At 34.5% G+C, this 23,428-nt stretch carries 20 protein-coding genes; 7 read left to right on the top strand and 13 right to left on the bottom strand.

Going from position 1 to position 23,428, the window contains the following annotated elements:
* The first annotated feature begins 13 nt into the window (after positions 1–13).
* Positions 14–1,360 carry a quinol:cytochrome C oxidoreductase gene (locus IC221_RS10645; protein ID WP_188168958.1) on the top strand — a complete coding sequence of 449 codons (1,347 nt, stop codon included), beginning with the start codon at positions 14–16 and terminating at the stop codon, positions 1,358–1,360.
* Between the two features lie 62 nt (positions 1,361–1,422).
* On the opposite strand, the gene IC221_RS10650 is transcribed toward IC221_RS10645, so the two are convergent.
* Entirely contained in the window at positions 1,423–2,025 is a 603-nt protein-coding gene (locus tag IC221_RS10650) for a hypothetical protein (protein ID WP_188168959.1), read from the bottom strand.
* A 453-nt stretch (positions 2,026–2,478) separates the two neighbouring features.
* Here IC221_RS10650 and IC221_RS10655 point away from each other — a divergent pair, with 453 nt between their 5' ends.
* Positions 2,479–3,105, top strand: a complete 627-nt coding sequence (locus IC221_RS10655; protein ID WP_188168960.1) for a hypothetical protein — start codon at positions 2,479–2,481, stop codon at positions 3,103–3,105.
* Positions 3,106–3,296: 191 nt separating this feature from the next.
* Here IC221_RS10655 and IC221_RS10660 read toward each other — a convergent pair whose 3' ends face one another.
* From IC221_RS10660 to pbpC, 7 genes are all read right to left on the bottom strand, one after another.
* Positions 3,297–3,962 carry a hypothetical protein gene (locus tag IC221_RS10660; RefSeq protein ID WP_188168961.1) on the bottom strand — a complete coding sequence of 222 codons (666 nt, stop codon included), beginning with the start codon at positions 3,960–3,962 and terminating at the stop codon, positions 3,297–3,299.
* 116 nt (positions 3,963–4,078) lie between these two features.
* Positions 4,079–5,212 (bottom strand): alpha/beta hydrolase-fold protein, encoded by a 1,134-nt coding sequence (locus tag IC221_RS10665; RefSeq protein ID WP_188168962.1) that lies wholly within the window; start codon positions 5,210–5,212, stop codon positions 4,079–4,081.
* Positions 5,213–5,292: 80 nt separating this feature from the next.
* Entirely contained in the window at positions 5,293–6,951 is a 1,659-nt protein-coding gene (locus tag IC221_RS10670; RefSeq protein WP_188168963.1) for a hypothetical protein, read from the bottom strand.
* Positions 6,952–6,969: 18 nt separating this feature from the next.
* Positions 6,970–8,268 (bottom strand): OmpP1/FadL family transporter, encoded by a 1,299-nt coding sequence (locus IC221_RS10675; RefSeq protein WP_188168964.1) that lies wholly within the window; start codon positions 8,266–8,268, stop codon positions 6,970–6,972.
* Positions 8,261–8,983, bottom strand: a complete 723-nt coding sequence (locus IC221_RS10680; RefSeq protein ID WP_188168965.1) for a type III pantothenate kinase — start codon at positions 8,981–8,983, stop codon at positions 8,261–8,263. Before IC221_RS10680 ends, IC221_RS10675 begins: the two co-directional genes overlap by 8 nt.
* 122 nt (positions 8,984–9,105) lie before the next feature.
* Positions 9,106–10,920: a sodium:proton antiporter gene (locus tag IC221_RS10685; protein WP_188168966.1), complete on the bottom strand. Its 1,815-nt coding sequence runs from the start codon at positions 10,918–10,920 to the stop codon at positions 9,106–9,108.
* A gap of 64 nt (positions 10,921–10,984) precedes the next feature.
* Positions 10,985–13,219, bottom strand: a complete 2,235-nt coding sequence (gene pbpC / locus IC221_RS10690; RefSeq protein ID WP_188168967.1) for a penicillin-binding protein 1C — start codon at positions 13,217–13,219, stop codon at positions 10,985–10,987.
* Positions 13,220–13,571: 352 nt separating this feature from the next.
* On the opposite strand from pbpC, the gene IC221_RS10695 reads away from it, so the two are divergent.
* Together IC221_RS10695 and IC221_RS10700 are read left to right on the top strand one after the other, a co-directional pair.
* Positions 13,572–15,206 carry a hypothetical protein gene (locus tag IC221_RS10695; RefSeq protein ID WP_188168968.1) on the top strand — a complete coding sequence of 545 codons (1,635 nt, stop codon included), beginning with the start codon at positions 13,572–13,574 and terminating at the stop codon, positions 15,204–15,206.
* A 133-nt stretch (positions 15,207–15,339) separates the two neighbouring features.
* The gene (locus IC221_RS10700; RefSeq protein ID WP_188168969.1) at positions 15,340–16,611 is read left to right on the top strand and encodes a Glu/Leu/Phe/Val dehydrogenase; all 1,272 of its coding nucleotides are present in this window, start codon (positions 15,340–15,342) and stop codon (positions 16,609–16,611) included.
* Between the two features lie 86 nt (positions 16,612–16,697).
* Here the strand turns inward: IC221_RS10700 and IC221_RS10705 are convergent, their stop codons facing one another.
* Positions 16,698–17,849 (bottom strand): DUF4421 family protein, encoded by a 1,152-nt coding sequence (locus IC221_RS10705; RefSeq protein ID WP_188168970.1) that lies wholly within the window; start codon positions 17,847–17,849, stop codon positions 16,698–16,700.
* A gap of 378 nt (positions 17,850–18,227) precedes the next feature.
* On the opposite strand from IC221_RS10705, the gene IC221_RS10710 reads away from it, so the two are divergent.
* Both IC221_RS10710 and IC221_RS10715 read left to right on the top strand, forming a co-directional pair.
* Complete coding sequence (locus tag IC221_RS10710; RefSeq protein ID WP_223241356.1) at positions 18,228–18,896, top strand: peroxiredoxin-like family protein; 669 nt, start codon at positions 18,228–18,230, stop codon at positions 18,894–18,896.
* A 104-nt stretch (positions 18,897–19,000) separates the two neighbouring features.
* Complete coding sequence (locus IC221_RS10715; protein ID WP_188168971.1) at positions 19,001–19,744, top strand: AAA family ATPase; 744 nt, start codon at positions 19,001–19,003, stop codon at positions 19,742–19,744.
* A 58-nt stretch (positions 19,745–19,802) separates the two neighbouring features.
* On the opposite strand, the gene IC221_RS10720 is transcribed toward IC221_RS10715, so the two are convergent.
* Genes IC221_RS10720 through IC221_RS10735 form a run of 4 tightly spaced genes read right to left on the bottom strand, consistent with a single transcriptional unit; the run spans position 19,803 to position 21,863 of the window.
* The gene (locus IC221_RS10720; RefSeq protein ID WP_188168972.1) at positions 19,803–20,219 is read right to left on the bottom strand and encodes a cytochrome c maturation protein CcmE; all 417 of its coding nucleotides are present in this window, start codon (positions 20,217–20,219) and stop codon (positions 19,803–19,805) included.
* Positions 20,220–20,235: 16 nt separating this feature from the next.
* Complete coding sequence (locus IC221_RS10725; protein ID WP_044209994.1) at positions 20,236–20,487, bottom strand: CcmD family protein; 252 nt, start codon at positions 20,485–20,487, stop codon at positions 20,236–20,238.
* A 13-nt stretch (positions 20,488–20,500) separates the two neighbouring features.
* On the bottom strand, positions 20,501–21,166 hold the full coding sequence (gene ccsA, locus IC221_RS10730; protein WP_044209992.1) for a cytochrome c biogenesis protein CcsA: 666 nt from the start codon (positions 21,164–21,166) through the stop codon (positions 20,501–20,503).
* A 22-nt stretch (positions 21,167–21,188) separates the two neighbouring features.
* The gene (locus tag IC221_RS10735; protein ID WP_044209989.1) at positions 21,189–21,863 is read right to left on the bottom strand and encodes a heme exporter protein CcmB; all 675 of its coding nucleotides are present in this window, start codon (positions 21,861–21,863) and stop codon (positions 21,189–21,191) included.
* 355 nt (positions 21,864–22,218) lie between these two features.
* On the opposite strand from IC221_RS10735, the gene IC221_RS10740 reads away from it, so the two are divergent.
* Entirely contained in the window at positions 22,219–23,304 is a 1,086-nt protein-coding gene (locus IC221_RS10740; protein ID WP_188168973.1) for a hypothetical protein, read from the top strand.
* Positions 23,305–23,428: the final 124 nt, after the last annotated feature.

Genomic DNA, 23,428 nt, shown 5'->3' on the forward strand with positions numbered 1-23,428 from the left:
TAAATATAGAGATATGGCACACGTAGATGTAGATCTTAAAAATGTTCAAGAACAGTTTACTTTTGATGGTAAACTGAAGAAGAACGTGTTGCTCATCGGCGGTATCGGAGTGGTATTGTTCGTGTTGGGTGCGATCTTCTTGATGATGGGTGGTGGTCATGATGATCATCATGCAGCAGTACAGCATGCAACTGAGGTAGCTTCTGTTGCTTCAGATGGTGCTCACGGTGACGCTCATGGCGGAGGACACCACGGTGAATTCCACTGGTATCAGCGTATCATCGTAGATTTCTGGATGAGTGGAGTATTCTTCACAGGCGTAGCCCTGTTAGGTTTCTTCTTCTTTGCTCTTCAATATGTAGCGAACTCAGGTTGGCCTACATTAATCATGAGAGTAATGTTGAACTTCCGTCAGTTTATCCCAGTTGGTGGTATTGTATTATTGATTACTTTCTTAGTAGGTTCTCATACAATTTTCCACTGGACACACGATGGAATTGCTGATCCTAACTCACCTACCTATGATGCAATCATTGCAGGTAAAACAGATTTCTTAAACGTTCCTTTCTTCTTATTCAGAATGGTACTTTTCGTTACAATTTGGACTTTCTTTGGGTTCATCTTGAACAAAGTAACTAAGGCTGAAGATCAAGATATGTCAGGAACAACGAAATACTTCAGAAAAGCACAGAGACTTTCAGTAGCTTTCTTAATTTTCTTCGGTATTTCTGAATCAATCACTTCATGGGATTGGATCATGTCAATCGACACGCACTGGTTCTCTACTCTATTCGGGTGGTATATCCTTGCAGGTTGGTTAGTAACTGCAGTGGCGTTCATGTCATTGTTCGTTTTGATCCTACAAGACATGGGTTATTTGAAATTAGTAAACGAGAACCACTTACATGACTTAGGTAAGTTCTTATTTGGTTTCTCTATCTTCTGGTCGTACTTATGGTTCTCTCAATTCTTATTGATTTACTATGCGAACATTCCAGAAGAAACAGTATACTTTATTGACCGTTTGAAGAGCGACACTTACGCTCCATTATTCTTCGGTATTTTAGTAACTAACTTCTTATTCCCATTCTTCGTATTAATGACTCGTGACGCTAAGCGTAAGACTATCATGATGAAAATTGTAGCAGTAGTTGTAATTTTCGGTCACTTCATGGAGTACTGCTTATTAATCGTTCCAGGTTCATTAAAAGAAAATGGAGGATTCGGTTTAACTGAAATTGGTACGGGTATGATCTTCTTATCGATCTTCTTATACTTGTATTTCACAGGTCTAAGCAAAGGCGGTTTGATCCCTCAAAACCACCCAATGTTAGAAGAATCAGTTCATCACCACACTTAGAAAGTGAGGAACTTCAAAATAGTAGAACCTCATATCCGAAAGGGTATGAGGTTTTTCTTTTATTAATGAATTCTCATCCCAATACTTGCTCCAAACATCGTATAAAAACCACCTGAATTTTTTAACGTTGATATATTACTCAACACCCTTTGACCAATATATAAATTGACAGTAGGGGTAACCTGAGGAATTTTGAGACCATTGAAATCAACACCTACAGTTGCCCTGTACATGATACCTTCTATGTAACTTTGCATATAACAACCACCCAGATCTAATTCAACAAAAAGACAATATTTGCTGTCAAAATCATCACCTGTTCTGAAATGTAGATAATAGGTATTCATTGGTCCTAAAATATCTTGCTCCACAAACTGTTGATGTTGATATCCTAGACCTACAAAAGAAGCACCGTCAATCATATAATTGAGTTGTAAGTCTAAGCCATAAGAAACAAACCCATGTGGACGATCTTCTTCTTTTCTTTGATCAGCAGGTAAATTGTACCATTTGTCTTCATCATCATCAAGAGGATCCCACTGAAAACCAATTTCACCAATTCCTAAACCAGTAACTTTTAATGATTTCCAAAAAGAGTTTTTTTCTTGAGCCGATATAGCTGTAAATGAAAATAGAAGAAATAGAATAATAGTTATAGCTTTCATGTTGTTGAAAAAATAGACTGAATTTAAATTAAATACTTTTGACTTAGTACTTACTTTGAATTAATGACAACTTATAATAGCCTATCAACAACAATTGAATCTTAAAAAAAATAAAAAATATTTCATTTTTCACATAACAACAAATTAGCTGTTATATCATGGTGTATTAGGTACGTTTAATGTTCGTATTTTTTAAATCGATTTTTGAATAAATTGAATTAAAGGGGTGTATATAGAATGTTATTGTAATTTCATTAATGATAGATCTATTTCATTGAAATACTTATATTTTGAATGCTGCGTTTTAGCAGTTTTAAATATGGTGTAAAAAATTATGTAAATGTGTTGATCGACATATTATAACTATTTTTCTACTTCTACCTTTGTCATATATTAAATCACATACTAATACAAACATTCAATTATTACATCCCACTAATCTCTCTAAATATTATGAAAAAACTAATCATCTTAAGTGCATTATTTATAGTGTCGTTATCGAGTATAACGGCTTTAGCAAATGACTTTTACTTACCATTTAATGGTATATCATATTTCTTTAAAGCGTCTTTAAATGGTAAAGCTGTAAGCTTGATATTTGACGATTTAAATGGAGAAGAAATAAACTTTAGAATATCAGATAGACAAGGAAATATTTATCATGAGAAAACAATAATTTCTACTGGAAAAGTGAGAGAAGATATTAATCTAAAGTCACTTCCTGTTGGGAAATTTATTTTTCAAATGAGGTTTGAAGATAAAATAATGACTCGTGAGTTTTTCGTAACTCCTTCTAAAACAGCTATTATGATGAATTATACCCTTACTTCTCAACAAGAGAAGTTTGAGATATCTGTTAAGGATGAGGATTTATATTTGATGCTAGATGCTCAGATTAAAGGGTTCATTAAATTAAAACTTCAAGATGAATTTGGCGAAACCATCTATGAAGATAAATTTTTGGCAGGAGCCAAAAAGTATACTAAATATGAATTAAATGACTTTCCATCAGGAGTTTACATGATAGAGTTGGAAATTGATGATAAAAAATACATTGATTCATTTTCAGTCATAGAATAAGAAATTACATACATACTAGCCAATTCAATTATAAATATAATTTCACTAAAGCTTGAACATGCAAAACAGTACTAAGTCAGACGGTGCTAATTACTCAAGAAAATTTGTTCAGGTATTCTACTTATAATCCTTCAATTAATCGAATAATTAATTTGCATAAAGGCTACCATTATTTTGGTAGCCTTTTTATTTTATATTGTAGTTTTGATATTGAGAATAGCACTTAGCTGTTTTATTTCTTCTTTTATCAATTGTATCTCATTGACCATTTGATCGTATTGAGCCTGATAATTATCTCGTTCTTTTTGTACCCTTTTGATATCGTATTGAAACCATTCTTTAGAAGGAAGCGAGGCAACAAGTTCATTGTAGTCTTCAACCTTGTTTTGATATTGGGCGATTAATGATGTAGTTTCTTTTTTTCCACTGACTGCTTTAATATACTTCTTATTGATAGTATACTGATAACCGTTAGTAGTTTGAAAGGTGAAAGTACTTCTAGAGTGATTGACTAGTAATACGGAATCTCCTTCATCAAAATAGTAATCTTTCTTATCCGTCTTATTGGTAATGCTGATATCCTTTTTAAAAGTACCTATAGCGTTATTGACAGGCTTAATATCATTTAGATATTGATGTATTGAATCTCGTTCGTGTTCAATATTTCTAATTTCTCTTTCTAGTCCATAAACTAAACTGCTTAGAGAAACCGAATCTATACTAAATTCTTTTTCTAATTTTTGTAATTGATTCTCTTTCTCTGCTAATAATTTTTGATTGGTTTTATAGTTTTGAGAATATAAATTTTGAGAAAAATAGAAGAACGAAATGCTGAAAAGTAGAAAATACTTTTTCATATTCTTTTATTGTTTTGATTGTAATGAATTTAAGCAAATGATTAGGGTAATATAAAAACACCCTTCTACTGCAAAATTAAAGTAATAAAAGGGTTAATTGTTTGATTTGAAACTTATTATTTCTTAAAAAACAACTGAATTGCATTAGGAAATCGCTTTGCCCAATCTCCTTCTGAATGTCTAGCCTCCTTATCAATCACTACAAAAAGATCATTATTTTGTTTGAAACCTTTTTCTTGAAGTGACTCAGACATCATATCAACACCTTCTTGAAGTATAATATCTACTTGCTTACCTCCATTGTCAATGTAAATGAGAAGATCTTTTTTAGAACTATCTTTGATACTTTCTATGTGATCAAAATCTTCATATTTAAAGGCAGGCGACATGCATATTGCACCCTTAAATAGGTCCGAATATTCCCACGCAATCATAAAACTGACCAAGCCTCCCATTGAAGAGCCTGCTACTACTGTATTTTGCTTTTCAGGTTTAGTTCTATAGATATTGTCAATAAAATGTTTTAGATCAATAGCGATTGATTTACGATAGATTTTTCCTTTATCTGTATCTCCATAGTCTTCGGTTCGATCCGTAGTACAGTATGATCCTACAATAATAATCTCCTTAAGTAGACCTTTGCGGACTAAACTGTCTACCGTTTCATCTACCTGCCAGTCTACACCAAATGAAGATGTTGCAGGGTCTATGATATTTTGTCCATCATGCATATACAATACAGGATACCTTTTATCTGTGTCGCTAAAATAGGAGGGTGGCAACCATACGATAATATCCCTATCTAAAAGTCCATCAATATGAAAGTTTTGGTGATAACGAACTTCACCAGTGATTTGACCTTGGTTTTTTTTCTCTTTGCCATCCGTCCATTGCTCAATCGTTAAATGGAAAGTAGTGTCTCGTTGAGGTACTATAAACTCGTCATTTTGTCTTTCATTTCCATTTTTATCTGTGGCTTGAAATTTCCAGTCACCCAGTGTAAATTTAAATTCTAATAATTTCCTAGGTTCAACTTTATGGCTAAAACTCCAGTTCAATTCATTTACTTTCTCCATTTTGATTTGTGAGGGGTCCCAGGCTCCTAAGAAGTCCTGATTGCCGACAATATAGAGATCTTTCTCAACTGGATGATTTAATTTGATATTCCATGTGACTGTTACTTCATCTGAAGAAGGAGAGCAGCTTATAAAAAGTAAATAGGAGAGAGTGATTAATAATAGTTTTTTCATTTCATATAATAGTTTGTAATAAAAAAAGCCCCATACTTTTGAAGTATGAGGCTTGAAGTTTTTTCAATGTTTATTGAAAACTATGGACGAACTCTTAAAGTAGTTGATCCACCGATCCAACATCCAATTTGTAAAGGCTTACCTTCTGCATAACCTTTCGCAGCTAATGTAAATACATCAGACTTAGAAGGGAATTGCTTTTGAGCAGCAGCCATTTTAGATGAAGCACCAGCTTTAGAATACATATCGTAAGCTGCTAAGTAACAAGCTCTCTCATGAACATTGTCATTTGAAGACTCGAAACATTGCTTGTAAGAACCCATGTAAAGGTCACCAATGAAAGTGTAAGCTTCTTTTGAGATTTCACTATCAAACTCGACTGCTTTGTAAGCTTGAGCACGAGCTTGAGTTTTTAAACCTTTCTTGTTATATAACTTCGCAAGGTCAATTGAAGTCTCAGCTTGTTTTGTAGGGTCTTCAGCGTATAATTCAATAGCTTTTTCTTTCCACTCGATAGCTTTGTCTACATCGTCTTTTTTGATGTATTGACCAGCGATAACACTTGCCATTGCAGCTTGAGGTTCAGCTTCAAATACTACTAATGCAGCATCTAAGAAGTAAGGACCGTCAGTACATTTCTTACGGATTGAGTAACCGAAGATCTTTTTAGCAGTAGCAATATCAGAAGGATCAGCTTTAAATTTAGCACCTAATTTATCGTTGATGAAGTCACAATCGATATCTAACATACCCATGATGTACTTATCACCCATAGTTTGAATACGAGTCCAAGCTTTTACATCTTTATCTTTCTTTGCAGCAGTAGCAATTTCAATGTTTTTACCAGCAATTTCAGAAACGAAATCATATTCGTCCATTAACCAGTTTTCATTGAAAGTTTTGTACTTTTTGAATTCAGCGTCATTTGTTTCAAACGCAGTTTCAAGATTTACTAATTCTTTCTCAGCAGCAGCCTTTTTAGCAGTGTACTCTTTGATTTGATCATCAGTGTACTTACCATCTTTGTTTGCAATTACTGAATTTGCAGTTAAGATTGCTGACTTTTGAGCTTTTGTTTTAGGATCTTTGTTAAATCCTTGAACCGCTTTTTTGTAAGCAATGTGTAACTTAGCTACGATTGCAACATAAGCTGACATGTTTGAATCATCAGTTTTAACACCGTCTCTGTCAGCTACTTTTCTATAGAAAGTATAGTACTCAGGAAGTCTCTCGTCGAAATCAGGACGATCTTTTACATATCTGTATAAGTATTTACCTTTTGTTGATTCCCACTTTTCAGCTTCACCAAAGTATTTACCTCTCTCATCATATAGTTTAAGCACCATGTCTTCATACTCTGTGATAAGACCTTTATCTGCGGCATCTTTTTTCTTCGTTTCAGCAGAAAGTTTAGCTTTGAAAAGCTTCAATCCGTAGATGTATAAGTTTTTATGGATATATGGAGCATTAGAATACAAGTAATTGAATGCGTCAAGTGTTTCTTGTCCGTAATTCTTTGCTTTCATATTATCAGAGAAGAAAGTGTATTTCGACTTAGTCTCTTCTACATTCTCACCCCAGCAATACCCTCTCGCATCACATCCTTTTTTCACGCTACCATCAGCAGCATTTTGTTCGGTTAAACCATTGTCCTTTTCGGCTTCTGTTCCTTCTTCTTGTGCTTGAGCAATTCCTGCTACAAACATTAGTCCTAATAGAAAGGTTGCTAACTTATTCATGTTTGAAAATCCGATTGATTAGTTGATTTTTCGCCTTACAAACCAGCGATCGTTGATTGTTACACCTATATTTAATTGATAGTGACGATCATCGAAGGTATTACTGTTTTGAACCTCTGATTCTTTCCACCCATATTGTCCAGAGACAGATAAGGAAGAAAAGCCCATCGGGAATTCAATACCAGCCGTCACTAAATACTCTTTAATCTTTTTATCAGGTCCGTAGGGTTCATAAGGAGATACTCCGTAAGAGAAACCACCTCTATATGTAATCCTATCAAAATAGCTTGTTGATAAGTAGTTAGAAGTATATTCAACACCAAAACCTATTTTATAAGTATCTGTTAGTTGAGATCTTCCATCATAATCAACAAAGTTTGACCAATTTTGATGTTTAAAGTCAACTGCTACTGCCAATTTCCCTACTAATTCGTAACTCAAACCTACTGCAAGTTCCTGAGGCATTGTTGCGACTTGTGAATTATCGACAATAATAGTATCTCTATTTAAAATTAAGTCAGTTGTAGAACGTGTTTGAATATCTTCTAGACGTTTTACATTAACTTGTTGTTCAAAAGTATATGTAGCACCAAAGTTAATTCTCGATCCCTTTTCTTTAGAACCTAGGTGATGAGAGTAGTAAACCCCTGGCTTATAAACTAAACCTCTGTAATTTAAACGAACACCTCTAGCTGAGATAAAGTCGCTTGAACCGTCGATGAGTTCAGTTTTTGTATTTCTTTCTATAACTCCAATGTTGTACCCTAATTCAAGACCAATTGAAAGGCCTTTTGCAACACGAAATGCATTTGAAAAATAAACTTGGTTAATACCACCTTTACCTTCATTCTGTATTGCGTAATACTTAGCAGGAGTTAATTGACCATTAACAGGTATACTTAAAGTGTCAAGCTGAGAGAATCTGTACCCCACTGTAGTGAAAGGTTTGAATCCAATACTCATTGTCCACCTTTGACTCACCGGAAAAGCAAAAGTCATATAACTTAAACCTCCACCGTAGTCGGCCTGCGTTTGGTTTTCTGCTGTTAACGTTCTTTGTTCGGCATACATACCGATTTCAAAAAGCGTTAAGTTGTTATAAGTTAACGTCGCAGGGTTGAGCAAATTGGAATGTCCATAACTTGCTAAGCCTACACCTGTGTTACCCATACCTCTATTTCGAACAGAGGTCGCTTCTACAGGATTTCCAACTCCTAATGCTGTAAAAGGAGAATTGCCTATTTGCGCTGAAGCTGTTGTAGTGAACGCAAAAATTGAGAGGCAAGTAAGAATGATATGATTAATACGTCTATACATGTAATCTCAGGATACTATCGATTCCCTTGAGAACCAAATTTCGGTCTGCAAAGATGCTTGAATTTAATTTAGATTCAAAAGTATTTGCAACTCCACCGCATAGTAAATTATTAATTCTACCAAATTTTGCCTCATATTGGCGAATAATTCCATCAATTTCAGCCGTGATACCATTTACCGCCCCTGATAACATACAATTATCAGTACTGTTGCCGATCAGGTCGACATTAGTTTCTTCCCATTCTAGAAGAGGTAAGTTAGCCGTAAATGAATGCATTGCTTTTAATCTCATATTTATTCCTGGTGAAATTCCACCACCTAAATATTCGTTTTTGTAATTAATGAAATCATAAGTGACACAAGTGCCGATATCAATAACAAGACAGTTTTCATTAGGGAAAACAGACATTGCACCAACTACTGCTGCAATTCGATCTACACCCAATGTTTTAGGAGTTGCGTAACGATTGATGAACGGTAATTTCAAATCTGATGTAATAATAACAACATCAAACTCTTTTTCTAGTTCTTGGACCAAATTATTTTCAATTTTGCCCACATTTGCTATACCAATACATTCGCAAGAGAAGTCTTTTAATGCTTTTATAAGTTCTACTTCCTCTTTAAAGACACAAACATCTATCAATTCGTTGTCTTGAAAGAATCCAACTTTCATTAAAGTATTGCCTATATCAATAGCGACTCTCTTTTTCATTACGTACTTTCAAACTCACTTTTCGATATCCTCACAGTATCGCTTACCACTTACATAAATAATGTTAGATAGAAATTATTCAAAATATTTTAGGTTTAATTAACCTAATATTCAATGATTTGTTATTCATTAAACTTAATATAGACAATTTCGTCCCCTTCATTGATTTCATTAAGAGAGTCGGTAACGGGAGTTACATAGTTGTTTTCATGGATGATAAACACCGGTAAATCAAGCTGCTCTAAGAAATCGATACTCTCTTCTTGGTCCATTGACTTCTGAACTTTGATATGTTTTACCTGATGTTTTTTACGGATCAATGTACTTAATCCAATAAAATCATATTTTCCTCTGAAGAGTAAATGTTGTGGTTTTTGAAGTGTATGCATTTCAACTTCCATCTTTGAAGCAATACGAAAAACTTTATTCATACCCAATTCAGAGGAGATGGTACGGTTACCCAAAATATTAATTTCATTATTGGAAGTTGTTGAAAAAAGTTGACCATATGCTGAAAAGTCTACATTTTCTATGGCACCATCTGATAAAATACTTCCTTCATAAGTTGGGATCCTATGTCTTTTGGCTTCCCTTAAGTTTTGCTCTGATGTATCAGAAACCATTACAGGTATATGATATTGTTGTAATATCTTAGCAATAAAAAGTCCTACTTCACTTGCCCCAAGGAATAGAATACCATTAGGTTCTTGTCTCGTAACTTTTAATAGTTTAGCAAAAGGTTTTGCGGTCAAACCCTGAAGAATCACTGTGCCAATGATGATCATAAAAGTCAGAGGAAGTAATAACTTAGCTTCTTCGACTTGGGCAGGAGTGATAGGTGCAATACCTTGAGTAAGTTTTAATGTGAATAAAGAGGCAACACCTGCAGCAACTATACCTCTTGGAGAGATATAGGAGATGAAAATTCTTTCTTTCCATGTCAGTGACGTCCCCAAAGTACTAAAGAGAACCACCAAGGGTCGCAACACATAAATAATAACAATAAATAAGAAAATACTTTGGAAATTGGCTAATGCTTCAAGGTCACTGATATTCATTCTTGAAGACAACATCACAAAGAGAAAGGATATCAAAATGAGTGTTACATCTTCTTTGAAAGCCAAAATAGATTTAATTGAAGCTACTTTTGAGTTCGCTAATATCATCCCATATACCGTCACTGCTAATAATCCCGATTCAGCATGTAAAAGGTCTGAAAAGGCAAAAGTGGCAATCACAAAACCAAGGATAACTGTATTCTTAAGATGATCAGGTAACAATCTTTGATTTAAAACTCTTGTAGTTATAAAAGCGGCTATTCCTCCAGAAATTAACCCTGATAAAGTCAGTAATGTAAATCCTTTTAGTGCAAAGAAGGTAAATAGCTCATTGGGTTGACCAGAAATAATGAAATCAAAAATAAGAATGGCCGTTAAAGCACCTACTGGATCGATTAAAATTCCTTCCCACTTTAAAATGGTATTAATACGAGCGTTTGGCTTTACATTTCTCAATAAAGGCCCAATAACAGTGGGGCCACTTACAATGATCAACGCACTGAAAAGGAATGCTATTCTATAACTGATCCCCATGATATAGTGCGTGGCAATAGCTCCTCCGATTAATGTAATAAAGGTGCCGAAAAAGAGTAAACGCCAAATTACACTTCCAATATTTTTGGTTTCTTTTAATTTGAGTGTCATTCCTCCCTCAAAAAGAATTAATCCCACTGATAAGTTGACAACATCAAATAATAGTTCCCCGTGAAAAATTTTATCTCCGTCAATAAACTTCGAGCCATCGGGAGTGAAATACGTAGAGAAGGGTCCTACTAAAAGGCCTATTAATATAAGCGGTAAGATTGCAGGAATCTTGATTCTCCAACCAAGCCACTGTGCAAAAAATCCCAACCCGATAAGTCCTGCAAGTTCGATCATATAGTGTAAATGCGTATTTCTATTTAAAGAAGTTTTGAGTTTTTATGATGTAAGTTTTTTGAACTTACTTTACAAAGATAGAAATATCAGTATTTCTACCTTTATCATCACTGCAAGAAATCTTATTTTTTCCAAGAGAAGGTTTGTAGAAGAATGTTTCTCTTTTATCAATTTTTCCTTTGAAATGATCATTGACATACCAAAATACATAGTCTACATCATTTGAGGTGATCGCTTTGAGCTCTAATTCAGCATTGGTTTGTGATACAAAATAGGTTCTCCCGTCCAAAGGGGAGACAATTTCTGGTGGATTACCCGAAATCATACTTTGACAATTTGGATTGTGAGGAGGAGCAAAAGGAAATGGAATTTTCTCATCAATGTAATATTGTGTTAAATCTTTAGGAGGATTAGGATAACTTTTCTTGATGTACCCTCCATGTTTTGGTAGACACTCTGAACAGTAGGAAAATTTTTCACTAGGATCTATAAAAACTATCTTTTTGTGTGTACATTTTTTTGTAGAAGAAACCAATGGTATGTACCAATCATTGATTTGATGATCACAGAAGTGATTAGGGACAAGCCCCGTTACAGCACATACATTTCGTTTGAATAAGTTATCAGGAACTTCTACGTCTTCTTCCACAACATTATTTGAAGGATACAGACTTCTAAAAATCCTAAAAAGAAGAGGAGTAGCAATTTCTGCCCCTGTTAATTCTTGGACGCCTTCATTGGAAAAGTTACCACACCAAACCCCAACAGTATATTTTGAATTATAACCAATGCTCCATGCGTCTTTTCTACCGTACGACGTACCTGTTTTCCATGCAATTTTTGGTACATTTATACTATTTTGTGGATTATTCGGTAAATCGGGCCTTTTTAGGGTACTCAAAATTTCTCTGAGCATATAAGCACTCTCTTCACTTATAATTTCAGTTTCATGTTTTTCCGTTGGGTTCAATACAGAAATGCTGTGATAAATTCCCTTATTGGCGAAGGAAGAGTAGAGTTTAGCTAATTCTTCCAAAGTAACCCCACATCCACCTAATACAGTAGACAGGCCTAATCTTTTTTGTTGACGTTGAATAGTAGAAAACTCTGCAAGCGTTAATTTCTGTACAAAGTTGTGAATGCCTACCTCTTCGAGCAAAGCAACAGCAGGAATATTTAAAGATTGAGTAAGTGCCTCTTGTACTGTGATACTCCCTCTGAACTTTTGATCATAATTCATGGGACTGTAGGTTCCAAAGTCTGTGGGTACATCCAATATCATCTGTTGAGGTGTAATTAAACCTTTATCAAACCCCATTCCGTACACCAAAGGTTTTAAAGTACTTCCCGGCGACCTTACAGCTTTAACGCCATCTACTTGTCCTGTATTTTGATCGTCTTCAAAGTCTTGCGACCCTATGTATGCGATGATTTTATGGTTTTGGTTATCAATAATTATGGCAGCAGCATTTTGAATACCATAAGATTGAATGACTCTTGAATAATTTTTAACGATCTTTTGAGCTCTTATTTGTACTTTTTCGTTAATGCCGGTTGAAAATGAAAGCTGTAGAGGATGTTCATTATAAAGCCTTTGGTTGAGGTGAGGGGTAAGGTTGTTGATTTTTTTTCGTTGAAAATAAATCGGTTCAGTAAGAGCGGTATTCAAAGTACTTTTATCGAATAACCCCATTTCATAATACCTTTCCAACCATATATTTCTTTCTTTTTTCAGTTGTTTTTTTGAGCTATTAATGGCTAATGAAGTAGGTCGGTTAGGGATAATAGATAAAAGGCAAGCCTCTGCTGGACTCAGAAGTAAAGGTTTTTTTTGAAGGTATAATAATGAAGCTGAATAAATACCCTCAATGTTTCCACCAAAAGGGATAAGGTTGAGGTATAGATTTAAAATTTCATCTTTGGAATAAGTGATTTCCAGTTGAATAGCTTTTAATATTTCTACTATTTTATTCCAATAGGTTCTCTTCTTGGGTTCCAACAAACGAATCACTTGCATACTTATAGTAGATGCTCCTGAGGTTCTTTTCCCCGTCAAAAGGTTATTTATAAAAGCCCTCCCAATGGCTAAAGGGTCAACACCGAAATGATAGTAAAACCATTGGTCTTCTTTTTCTATGATAGCTTGTTTGAAAAAGTTTGATACACTGTCGTTTTCAACATGAAGCCTCCATTTATCAGTGGTGTTAAGCGTGGCCCCTATAATATTATTATTTGATGATAATACCACTTGACCATAGGTGGTTTTAACATTATAAGGAAACAAGAATTTAACTATCACTATAATTTGAAATAGGATAATTATAAGAAAGCTTACTCTAATTAAAAGTTTCTTTGTTAAGTGATTGGTATTTAACTCTTTAACTTGTGAATTATTCAAAATGGATTCTTAATTTATTGTTCATTACAAAGAAAAGGTAACTATTTACTTTATTAAAGTGATCTTTTCTCAAATAATAGAGTTTGTTATTAGCCCAGAATTATAGGATTCTTATCATCTGCTAGTATAAAAAATCAAGCAAGTTAGAACCCAACAAAAGTACATTTTATTTCAAATATTTTGGATTAAAAAGTACTAATTTCTAGATCTCATTTCGACCTAGTTACTACCCTTTATCAACTATCATTATCTCATGAAGACAAAATTTTATCCATTCCTAATTTTCATTTTGACTTTGAGTCTAACGACTGCCAGTCATTCACAAACTTTTGAAGAAAACACAATCCGATTTCCAATGCTACACGAATATGATGGTAATTATCATATTAATCCGATGGGAGATCAAGGCTTGATTGTGCTAAGAAACAGATATGCTGGAGAAGAAAAAGATATCGTTTCAGAATTAGAAGTAACGTATATCAAATCAAATTTTCAGAAAAAATGGGTGAAGACCATCAGTCTGACTCATTATGGAGATTTTCTTTCAGAAGACTTTGACGATAAATACGCTTATTATTTGATGCGTTCAAGCAAAAGGAACTATCAAGTGTTACGTATTCATCTTGAAGATGGATCTCATAAGGTATTTTTCTACAGAAATGTAGAGAAAATGACCATTGATTATTTCGAGATAGAGGATAATGTCTGCTTCTTAGGAGGGGCCGCAGATGCGAGGCCATTTGTTTCACGTTGGGATCTTGAGAGTGGTAAAAGAACTATTTTACCTTCCATCAACCAACTCAATGGAGGTGTTGTTTGTATGAAATGGGATCATAAAGTGGATCTTCTTACTGTTGTGATCAAAGCTGAAATGTCAAGTGAACATAGAGGTGTTTATATTAATGACTATACAGTGGATGGGCGATTGGATAAGCAATATTTTGAGGAAGCACAAAGGGATTATAACTACTTAACTTTCCGACCTTATCATAATACAAAAGGAGAATTGATGATCATTGGGACCTATGGTTTAGGGAGTTATGAAGAAGATGTGCAAGGGGTGTATACCATGGCTGTTGGGAGAAACAGTTATCGTTTGAGACCGAAGTTTTATGATTTCTTATTCTTCAATAATTTCAATAGTCACCTAAGTGAGAAAGAACAAGAACACATCAAAGAAAAATTTCAAAATAAAAGAGAGAGAAACAAGGTTATTCCACAGCATCTTACATTACAAGAGCATGAATTACAATTTATGAATGGTCAGATTGTTTTTGTGATGGAGGAAATGGAATATACTTATCCTTTTACTAGTGATGCTAAATATACTACTGAGAGTTTCTTCTCTAGAGCAGATGTTCCTACTCCAAAGCGGTTTTTACAGAATTATGAGAATCAAATCATGAAAAAAGGGGAATACATTCCTTATGCATTGAATGTTGATAAATTAAAAGGGGGAAATCCGTTCCCTTTGGAATGTCGCTACAAAAGAGTTATCGCATGTGGATTTGATCCTGAAAATGGAAAAATGCAATGGGACAATACCTATATGGCTAGAAGCTTAAAGAACAAATTACCTGTAGAGTCTGTTCAAGCATATGCAGATCATAAAAAAGTAGCTTTTCTACATGTGAGTAGAGATAGCTTTTTCTACAAAATATCGAACCGTTTAGAATATGAAGAAGGATGTAAAGTAGTGGTTTACAAAGATTATTCCCCCGCAAATGATGTTGAAAAATATATTAACGGAGGGGTAAGTCATTGGTACGAAAATCATTTTATTCATACTGGAACAAAGAAAATAACATCATCTATAAATCGTCACGAAACCCAGCAATATTTCTTCCTTACCTGTCTCTCTTACAGCAATCGTCAGTATAGCGAATAAGAAAATATCCATTTGATTATAAAATGGTTAGGAATTATTCTTCAATCATTTTGAACAAATAATTTGCTTATTTGAATGGATTTTAAGGTATTTGCATTAATAAACGTAATATTTACACATAAAATAAATTTACATGGGGTACATTGAACCTGCACCAATTACTGACAAGGAGAATCCATTTGAGTCTATGATGGAGCGATTCAATATCGCTGCCGAAAAGCTTGGGTTAGATTTAGAAACTTATGAGGTTTTAAAAAGTCCTGCAAAACAAGTGATTGTGTCATTACCCATTGTGATGGATGATGGCCATAAAAAAGTATTCGAGGGATACAGAGTAATACATTCCAATACGTTAGGACCTTCTAAAGGAGGGGTTCGTTATGATATGGATGTGAATCTTGATGAGGTGAAAGCGTTGGCCGCATGGATGACATGGAAATGTGCCGTTGTAGATATTCCATATGGGGGAGCCAAAGGAGGGATCAAATGTGATCCTGCAAATATGTCAAAAGGTGAACTCGAAAGGTTGACAAGAGCTTACACTGTAAAAATGTATGAAATCTTTGGTCCTGATATTGACATCCCTGCACCAGATATGGGAACAGGTCCTCAGGAAATGGCTTGGATTATGGATGAATATTCCAAAGCACAAGGTAAAACGGTTCAAGCCGTAGTAACTGGAAAACCATTGGTTTTGGGTGGTTCTCTTGGTAGAGTAGAAGCGACCGGTAGAGGCGTAATGGTTTCAGCTATGGAAGCTTTACGTAAGATGAAAATCAATCCTAATGGTGCAACTGCTGCCATTCAAGGTTTTGGTAACGTTGGAAGTAATGCCGCTAAGCTGTTAGCTCAAAAAGGATTAAAAATTACAGCCATCTCAGATCATACAGGAGCGTTTTTTAATCCTGATGGTATTGATTTGAGAGAAGCCAGTGAATATAGAGCTACTTATAAAACCCTAGAAGGTTTTACAGGTGGGGAGAAGATCACCAATGAGGCATTATTGGAACTAGAAGTAGATGTCTTGGTTCCAGCTGCCAAGGAAGATGTGATCAATATAAAAAATGCAGATGCCATTAAAGCAAAATTAATTGTAGAAGGAGCCAATGGCCCAACAGGTGCTAAAGCTGATAAAATTCTACATGAGAAAGGCGTGGTCGTAGTACCTGATATTTTGGCAAATGCAGGAGGGGTTACAGTTTCTTACTTCGAATGGGTGCAAAACCGATTAGGTTACAAATGGACTCGTGATAGAGTAAATAGAAGAAGTGACCGAATTATGAAAGAAGCTTTCGAAAGAGTGTTTGGTATTGCCGAAAAGCACAATGTATCTCTTCGTATCGCATCGTATATGGTGGCCATTACGAAAGTAGCAGATACTTACAAACTAAGAGGCTCTTTCTAATACTTATAAGCAGATGTTTGCCATTTGTTTTAAACATTGAGAAAATTAAATTTTACTTGGTTATATAGATTGAATAGGGGACAAGACTAATCTTGTTCCTTATTTTTTATGTTATTTTTTCCCATGACGGCATCAAAAGTGCTCTTTATAAAATGGTTGGTCCACTGAACTGTATTATTCAGTCGAGGTCCCATATCAAAACGATACCCACAATTCACTTCGAAATTGGTGAAATAGCTGATTGCTAAAAATTCTTGATCTAGAACCGAAGGTAATACACTATAAGTAATTTCTGAATTGACAGATAATGTAATAAACATCCTTTTTGTATTATAACCAGCCGAACCTTTAACATCCAAGGCAGGGATGAAAGCATAGCGAGTACCGGACTCAGTAGCCAGTGTATAACTTTGATGTTGTACACCAGCTCCAACACCAACCATAGCACCTAGGTAAAACCCTTTCCACACCAACACACCTGCACCTCCTCCAATTAAAGTGAGGTCATTCATCGTAAGTCGACTCATCGTTCCAAACTTTGATGCTGGATTTCTTGCTAATGGAGGCAAAAAAGGAGCACTTGCATTGTAATTTTCCGAACGATAGCGCCCTTTAAAATAGGTGGTGAAGGCACTTCTAAGTTGAATTTCTTTTTGTTTGAAGATGGCTTTATAACTAAACTTCTTATTCGAAAATCGAACCGCATGAAGATTGATCGACCGTGTGATAATATCACCTCTGATTAGCTTTTGAGGGGTATTCCAAGTACTGTCATAAATGCCTGTATTCGTTTCTGTAAAACCCGAATAGCGATAATATTCTGCATCCAAATACCATTTCTTGACAAAACCATCCACTCTTAGTCGAAAGACACTTGATTTTCCATAAATGCTCTCATCATATTCTGAAATAGGTGTCTGTACACTGGCACGAACTCCTAAATTCCCAAAGCTGATACCAAGACCAATCAAATAGCTGTTGTTGGGAACGTAAATGACATCTTTTGGTCGATCTCTTAAGATCAAACCATCACTGTCCCACCAATTTTTAGGAGGATAATTGTTGAAAAGTAATGTTAGTTTTGAATTGGAGAGAAAGACACTTCCTGTAATTTTATCATTGATATCTCTCACATATCCATTCAACTGAGTACTATCTTTCAGGGATTGACTAAAACTAAAAGACGGAACTATGAAAGTGATAAGAAGAAGTAATATGTGAATAAGGTGATTTCTCATACGTTGCAATGATGAAATAAACTCTAGAAAGTTACATTTTTTGAGAGTTAAGTCACAAAAAGAGAAGTCTTTAAGAGAGTTTTTTATAAATTAAGAAGAAATTCAATGATAAGTTGAATGCTAAAATAGATTATCATCAATTCTTTATTGTTTTCTGAAAACATCATTTTACTCAATACCAATTTTTACCTTTAACCTTTTTGGTAAAACATAAAAGAATTCTTGCAGTATAGAAGGTTTAGATTTATATTTTTACATTTGTGAAAATGGAATGTTTATACTAAAATTTCAGTAGGTATTTTAAAACTTTTTATTATTGAATTTGTTTCACTTTTTATTTGCTTCATTTATATTAAACACTCTGACTATTAATTAATTATGCTTAATTTTCAAATGTATTTCCCAAACATCAATTCAAACCGATTTTTAAAGGCAATTTTAATCTTAATTCTTGGGTCATTATCAGCTACAGCCTTTGCTCAAAGTATACCAGGAAACGCCTCAGACATTTCACCTTTACTTATTGGAGAATATATTCCGAAAGATATTATTCTTCGTGACGTAGATGGAAATGAGATCAACCTCAGAAAAGAGATGAATAAGAAGCCGACGGTACTCATTTTCTACAGAGGAGGTTGGTGTCCTTATTGTAACAGACAGTTATCTGGATTAGGAGAGGTGTCTGATTATCTTGTAAGTATTGGCTATCAAATTATCGCTATATCACCCGATACACCGGAGCATTTAGCACTTACTTATGACAAACATATGATGAATTACTCTTTATTGTCAGATAGTGATATGATTGCGGCTAAAAGTTTTGGCTTAGCTTTCGAACTTACTGAAAAGGAATTCAGTAAATATACCAATCTAGGGATGGATATTGTCATGACAACAGGAGGAAGACATAAAATGCTACCTGTTCCTGCGGTATTCTTTGTACGTCAGAATGGCGAGATTAATTTTGAGTACATCAACCCTAACTTCAAGAAAAGAATTAGTTCATCTCTGTTAATTACAGCGGCAGAGACAATGAGTTCTGAGTAGGTTTTATCATATCATTCTGTTTTGGTGATAGGCGTCAGCGTAAATGATAACATAAGTGTTTATATTACAGTTAATAAATCTTTAACCTATAAAACACTACTGTCATGGACGCAAATATCTATTCTCAACTTATTAAAAACATTGAATTACAGTTTCGGAAAAAATTGAAGAAACATCCTTATTCTAAAGGAATGGTGGTGACTATTTCAAGAGAATATGGGTCAGGTGTAAGAGATGTTGGAGAAAAATTAGTACAAAAACTGAATGATCAAAAAATTGGTTTCAACCTTAATGATCAACCTTGGAAACTTATTGATACAACTGTCATCCATGATCTTTCTGAAAAATTAAAAGTTTCCTATAAAGATGTGGAGGAATATGTTCCTTTTGAAAAGAAAGGTTTCGTAGAACAGTTAATCCATTCTTTTGGTAAGAATTACAATAAATTAGATGGTCATCTAACTTCAGCTTTGGAAGCCGTAATGCATACTTACTTTGAAAGAGGTAATGTAGTGATCTTGGGTAGAGGAGGTGGATACTTTGCTTCAATGTTGAAGAACGCTTTAAGAATAAAGATCAACAGCACTTATCAGTTTAGAGTAGGTGAAATTATGAAAAACCATAATTTGACTTACAATGATGCTAAGCTAAAAATGCTAGAATTTAGCAAATTGAGAAATGATTTCTTGGAGCACATTCAAAAAGGAAATGAAGAGATCCATGATACCGTCATTGATCGTACGCGATTAGATGATGATACTCTAGCAGATTATCTTCTTTCTTTTACAAGTGCCAAAGCAAAAGATCTAACAAGGTTGAAAAATACAGCACAGTTGGAAAAAGTTTAAATAAAAAAGTCCCTTCTGATTAAGTTCAGAAGGGACTTTTTGTATCTAGGCTGAAATATTATAATTCAGTTTCTTCGTATTTTGAAGGGCATTTCATCAAAATTTCACTTGCGAGAAATTCTTGACCTTCGCCTTTTGCTCTACCGATCACCACTACTTTTTCAGATTTTTCAAAATCTCTCATAGAGGCAGGAGGTGAATAACAAACTACTTTCTTCACTACGTTTTTATCGTCTACTAAAGTAAAGGCAAGGTAATTAGGGTCTTTAGCAGGATTATAATCAATACCGATTACATTTCCATTTTTGTCTTTTTGAAGCTCGCCAATCACATGAACTTTTGATGTATTTCCATCTTCTGCTAAACTGTAAGCTTCAGTGAAATCAACATATTGACTCGCATCGCCGGCAGTGACAACTAGAATACTGATCATTACAGCAATGATCACTAATCCAAAAATATGAGACTTTTTCATAATGTGTTTAGATGTTTTATTGTTCTTCTACCATTTTCTCCAACTTACTTACCTTTTTATCTACCATAAAAAGATAAATTGTCATGCCAACCCATAAAGCTGCAATTACAGCTACAACAACGTATATTTTTCCATTATCACGCATTAGGTCGGCCATCTCTACGCTACTGTTACCGTAGTCATCAGAAGTGATAGGAATTTTATCTTGAGCAATTGCATTGATCACGGTTACTAATGCTAATGTGATCATTGAAAGCATTTTTTTCATTGTATATATAAATTTACTCGTTTTCTAATAATTGATTCTCGACCGTTCTCATTCTTACATTCAAACTAGTAAACCATACGCCTAGTAATGTCCACCCAATGATAGCAGGATAAAATACCAAACGAAGTTTACTGTCCAAGTCATACGCATTGAAACCTGGGTTACCTCCGTTGCCAGGATGTAAAGAGTCCGTAAGACGTGGTAGAACGAAAATAAGTGGAATAAAAATCGCAAAAGCAAAAATGTTGAAAATGGCACTTATTCTTGCCTTTTGTTCTTCATCCTTAAATGAACCTCTCAGAATTACATAAGCAAAGTAAAACATCAAACCACCTGCGGCACCATTTTGTTTGGGGTCTCCACTCCAGTAGGCTCCCCAAGTGAATTTGGCCCAGATCATACCAGTGACGATACCCAAGATACCGAACAAAATACCAGTATTAGCTAGTTCAGCCGCCCAAAGGTCGTGTTTCAAATCCTGAGATTTCAGGTATTTAATGGAATAAACCATAGATGCTAAAAGCACGATGATCATTCCAAACCACATCGGAACATGGAAGTATAAATTTCTGATTGTTTCGTTTAGTATGTCTAAGCGAGGGACTTCCAGTAATAATCCACCTATAATGGTATAGGCCATAAGGACTAATGCTGTAATTTTCCACCAAGCACCTTTCATTGCTGTTTAATTTAATTTTTATCTAACTCCTCCAAAGATAAGGAAATAGGAGATAGGAAACTGTAATTACAATTATATCAATTGCTAAAATGATCATGATTTCATCCAAGGTTTGACTCCTTGCTAATCCATCAATTGCATTTTTAGAAGCTTTGATCAACATTAAAATCATTGGTAAAATAGCCGGAAGCCCTAAGATGGCCATCAATGTATTATTACCTTGAGCTTTGGAAGCAATACCTGCCACCATTGTAAGAGAAGAAGAAAAACCAATGGCTCCTAATCCTACACATGCTGTAAACATCCAAGGATCCTGAATAGGATTACCCAATACAATGCTGTATACTCCTAAACCCAGAAAAGCAACGAGTAACATCAAAAGAGCATTGTAAACAATTTTTGATAAAATAATGGATTGCGGGCTTACCAATTGGTAGTAATAAAAGTGTCTTCCTCCTGCTTCCTGTGTGAAGCTTTTGGATGCTCCATTCAGAGCCGTGAATAATTGTATGATCCAAAAAAGAGTGTTCCAAGTGATAGGGGACAGCTCAACTCTGCGTTGATTAAAACTCAAATAACAAACGAAAATTGTACTTATAGTATACAATAAAAGTCCATTAAGGTTTGAACGTTCCCTCCACTCCAATGCAACTTCCTTTCGGACTAATACATTTATTTCTGAAAATATTGACTTCATATTAATATTTAAACACCGCAAAATTACCAAAAAATCATGAATAGATCTAATTGAAATTGAAACTTACTTTTTTTGGCACTTTATATGTTTGTAGGTTTATATTATAAGTGTTTAAACCTACCGGTTTTGTGCTTATTACCAATTAAATGCTGCAATAGAGTTACTTACTGTTTCTATTCCTTCATAACCTAATTATAAAAATTTTAGAATCGTTTTAAATATGGAGTTGTGTTAGAATTGAAGCAGTGTGTGAAGTAGCGAAAATGTATTTTATTGGTTTTGACTTTTAAATTATTTCGTCTTTTAACTTTAAATACTCTTACAGTGTTTTCAGCAGAAAATGCAACCAAATTATATGAAACAAACTTTTCTATATATTTCACTCTTATCTAGCTTACTCTTATTTGATGGATGTGTACCCAAAGTTTGTCCAGCATATATCAGTTCTTTTTATCAGAAAGATGATACAAGTAGTTTGTATTATGTGAAAACTACTCCCGATTCGCTCAATGATTATTTTGTGCCTATTGGAGATACAAACTATACTATAAAAGGGCAGGTATCATACATTAGCTATTTTTTAGATAGAGATTCTGTTGAAGCCAAAGAAGAAGAGTTATTTGCTTCAAGAGAAAGAGGATGGAATGGTATGGTAGAACCTAGAGGGAATTTTTATCAGAAAATTCTCAAAACAGAAAATAAAAAAGCAAACTCAAATTACCCCAATTATATCATTGGTCTTCAGCATAATCCTTATCCATTGGAATTAACTGCAGAAGATTCGGTTATCAATTTTATTCCAGAAGATAGTATTTACCTTGTTTCAGCATCAGATTCTTTAGAGAACTTACTGTTTGCTGGCGGTCCAGGATATGATGATTCAATGGTTGCCGAAGAACTTCCTGAACAGGAAGGTGATGAAGCAAACGAAGAAACGGGAGACTCTCTTCCTCCAATGCTTTACGATGGTTATTTCTACATGCAAAAATATGGAGAAAGAGTAGCAAAGGAAGATAGTATGCGTGCCGGATTCTTCTTAGTGCCGGATTCTATGTACTTGGTTCATCGTAAATGGTTTGAGGTTTGGAAACCAAAATACTATATGATTCCGAAGAGTGTCTTAGATGCAAAAGATGCCAATAAAATGGCAAAGTATGAGACGGATTCTTTATCACAATTACCGCAATATGATTCATTGGGCAATGAGATTGTAGTAGAGAAAAAAGGACTATTCGGAAAGAAAAAGAACAAAGAAGAAACTGAGGATGGAGAAATCACGGATGATTCATCTAATTTTGATGATGTTTCTTCTGTAGACGATGAAGCTAACGAAGAGGATGAACCTAAGAAAGAAAAGAAAGGTCTCTTTGGAAAGAAAAATAAGGATAAAAAGAAAGAAGAAGAGGACGCTGCACCTGTCACTGAAGACGAAGATTGGTAGTATTCATCTTTGAAAATAACACAACCTCATTTTAGCATTGACTAAGATGGGGTTTCTTTTTGTACAATTACTTTAATTTATCGAAATTGACCCTTCGAATTTAATCGCAATCCTATTTAAAATT

The organism is Flammeovirga sp. EKP202, assembly GCF_014534745.1.
Lineage (GTDB): Bacteria > Bacteroidota > Bacteroidia > Cytophagales > Flammeovirgaceae > Flammeovirga.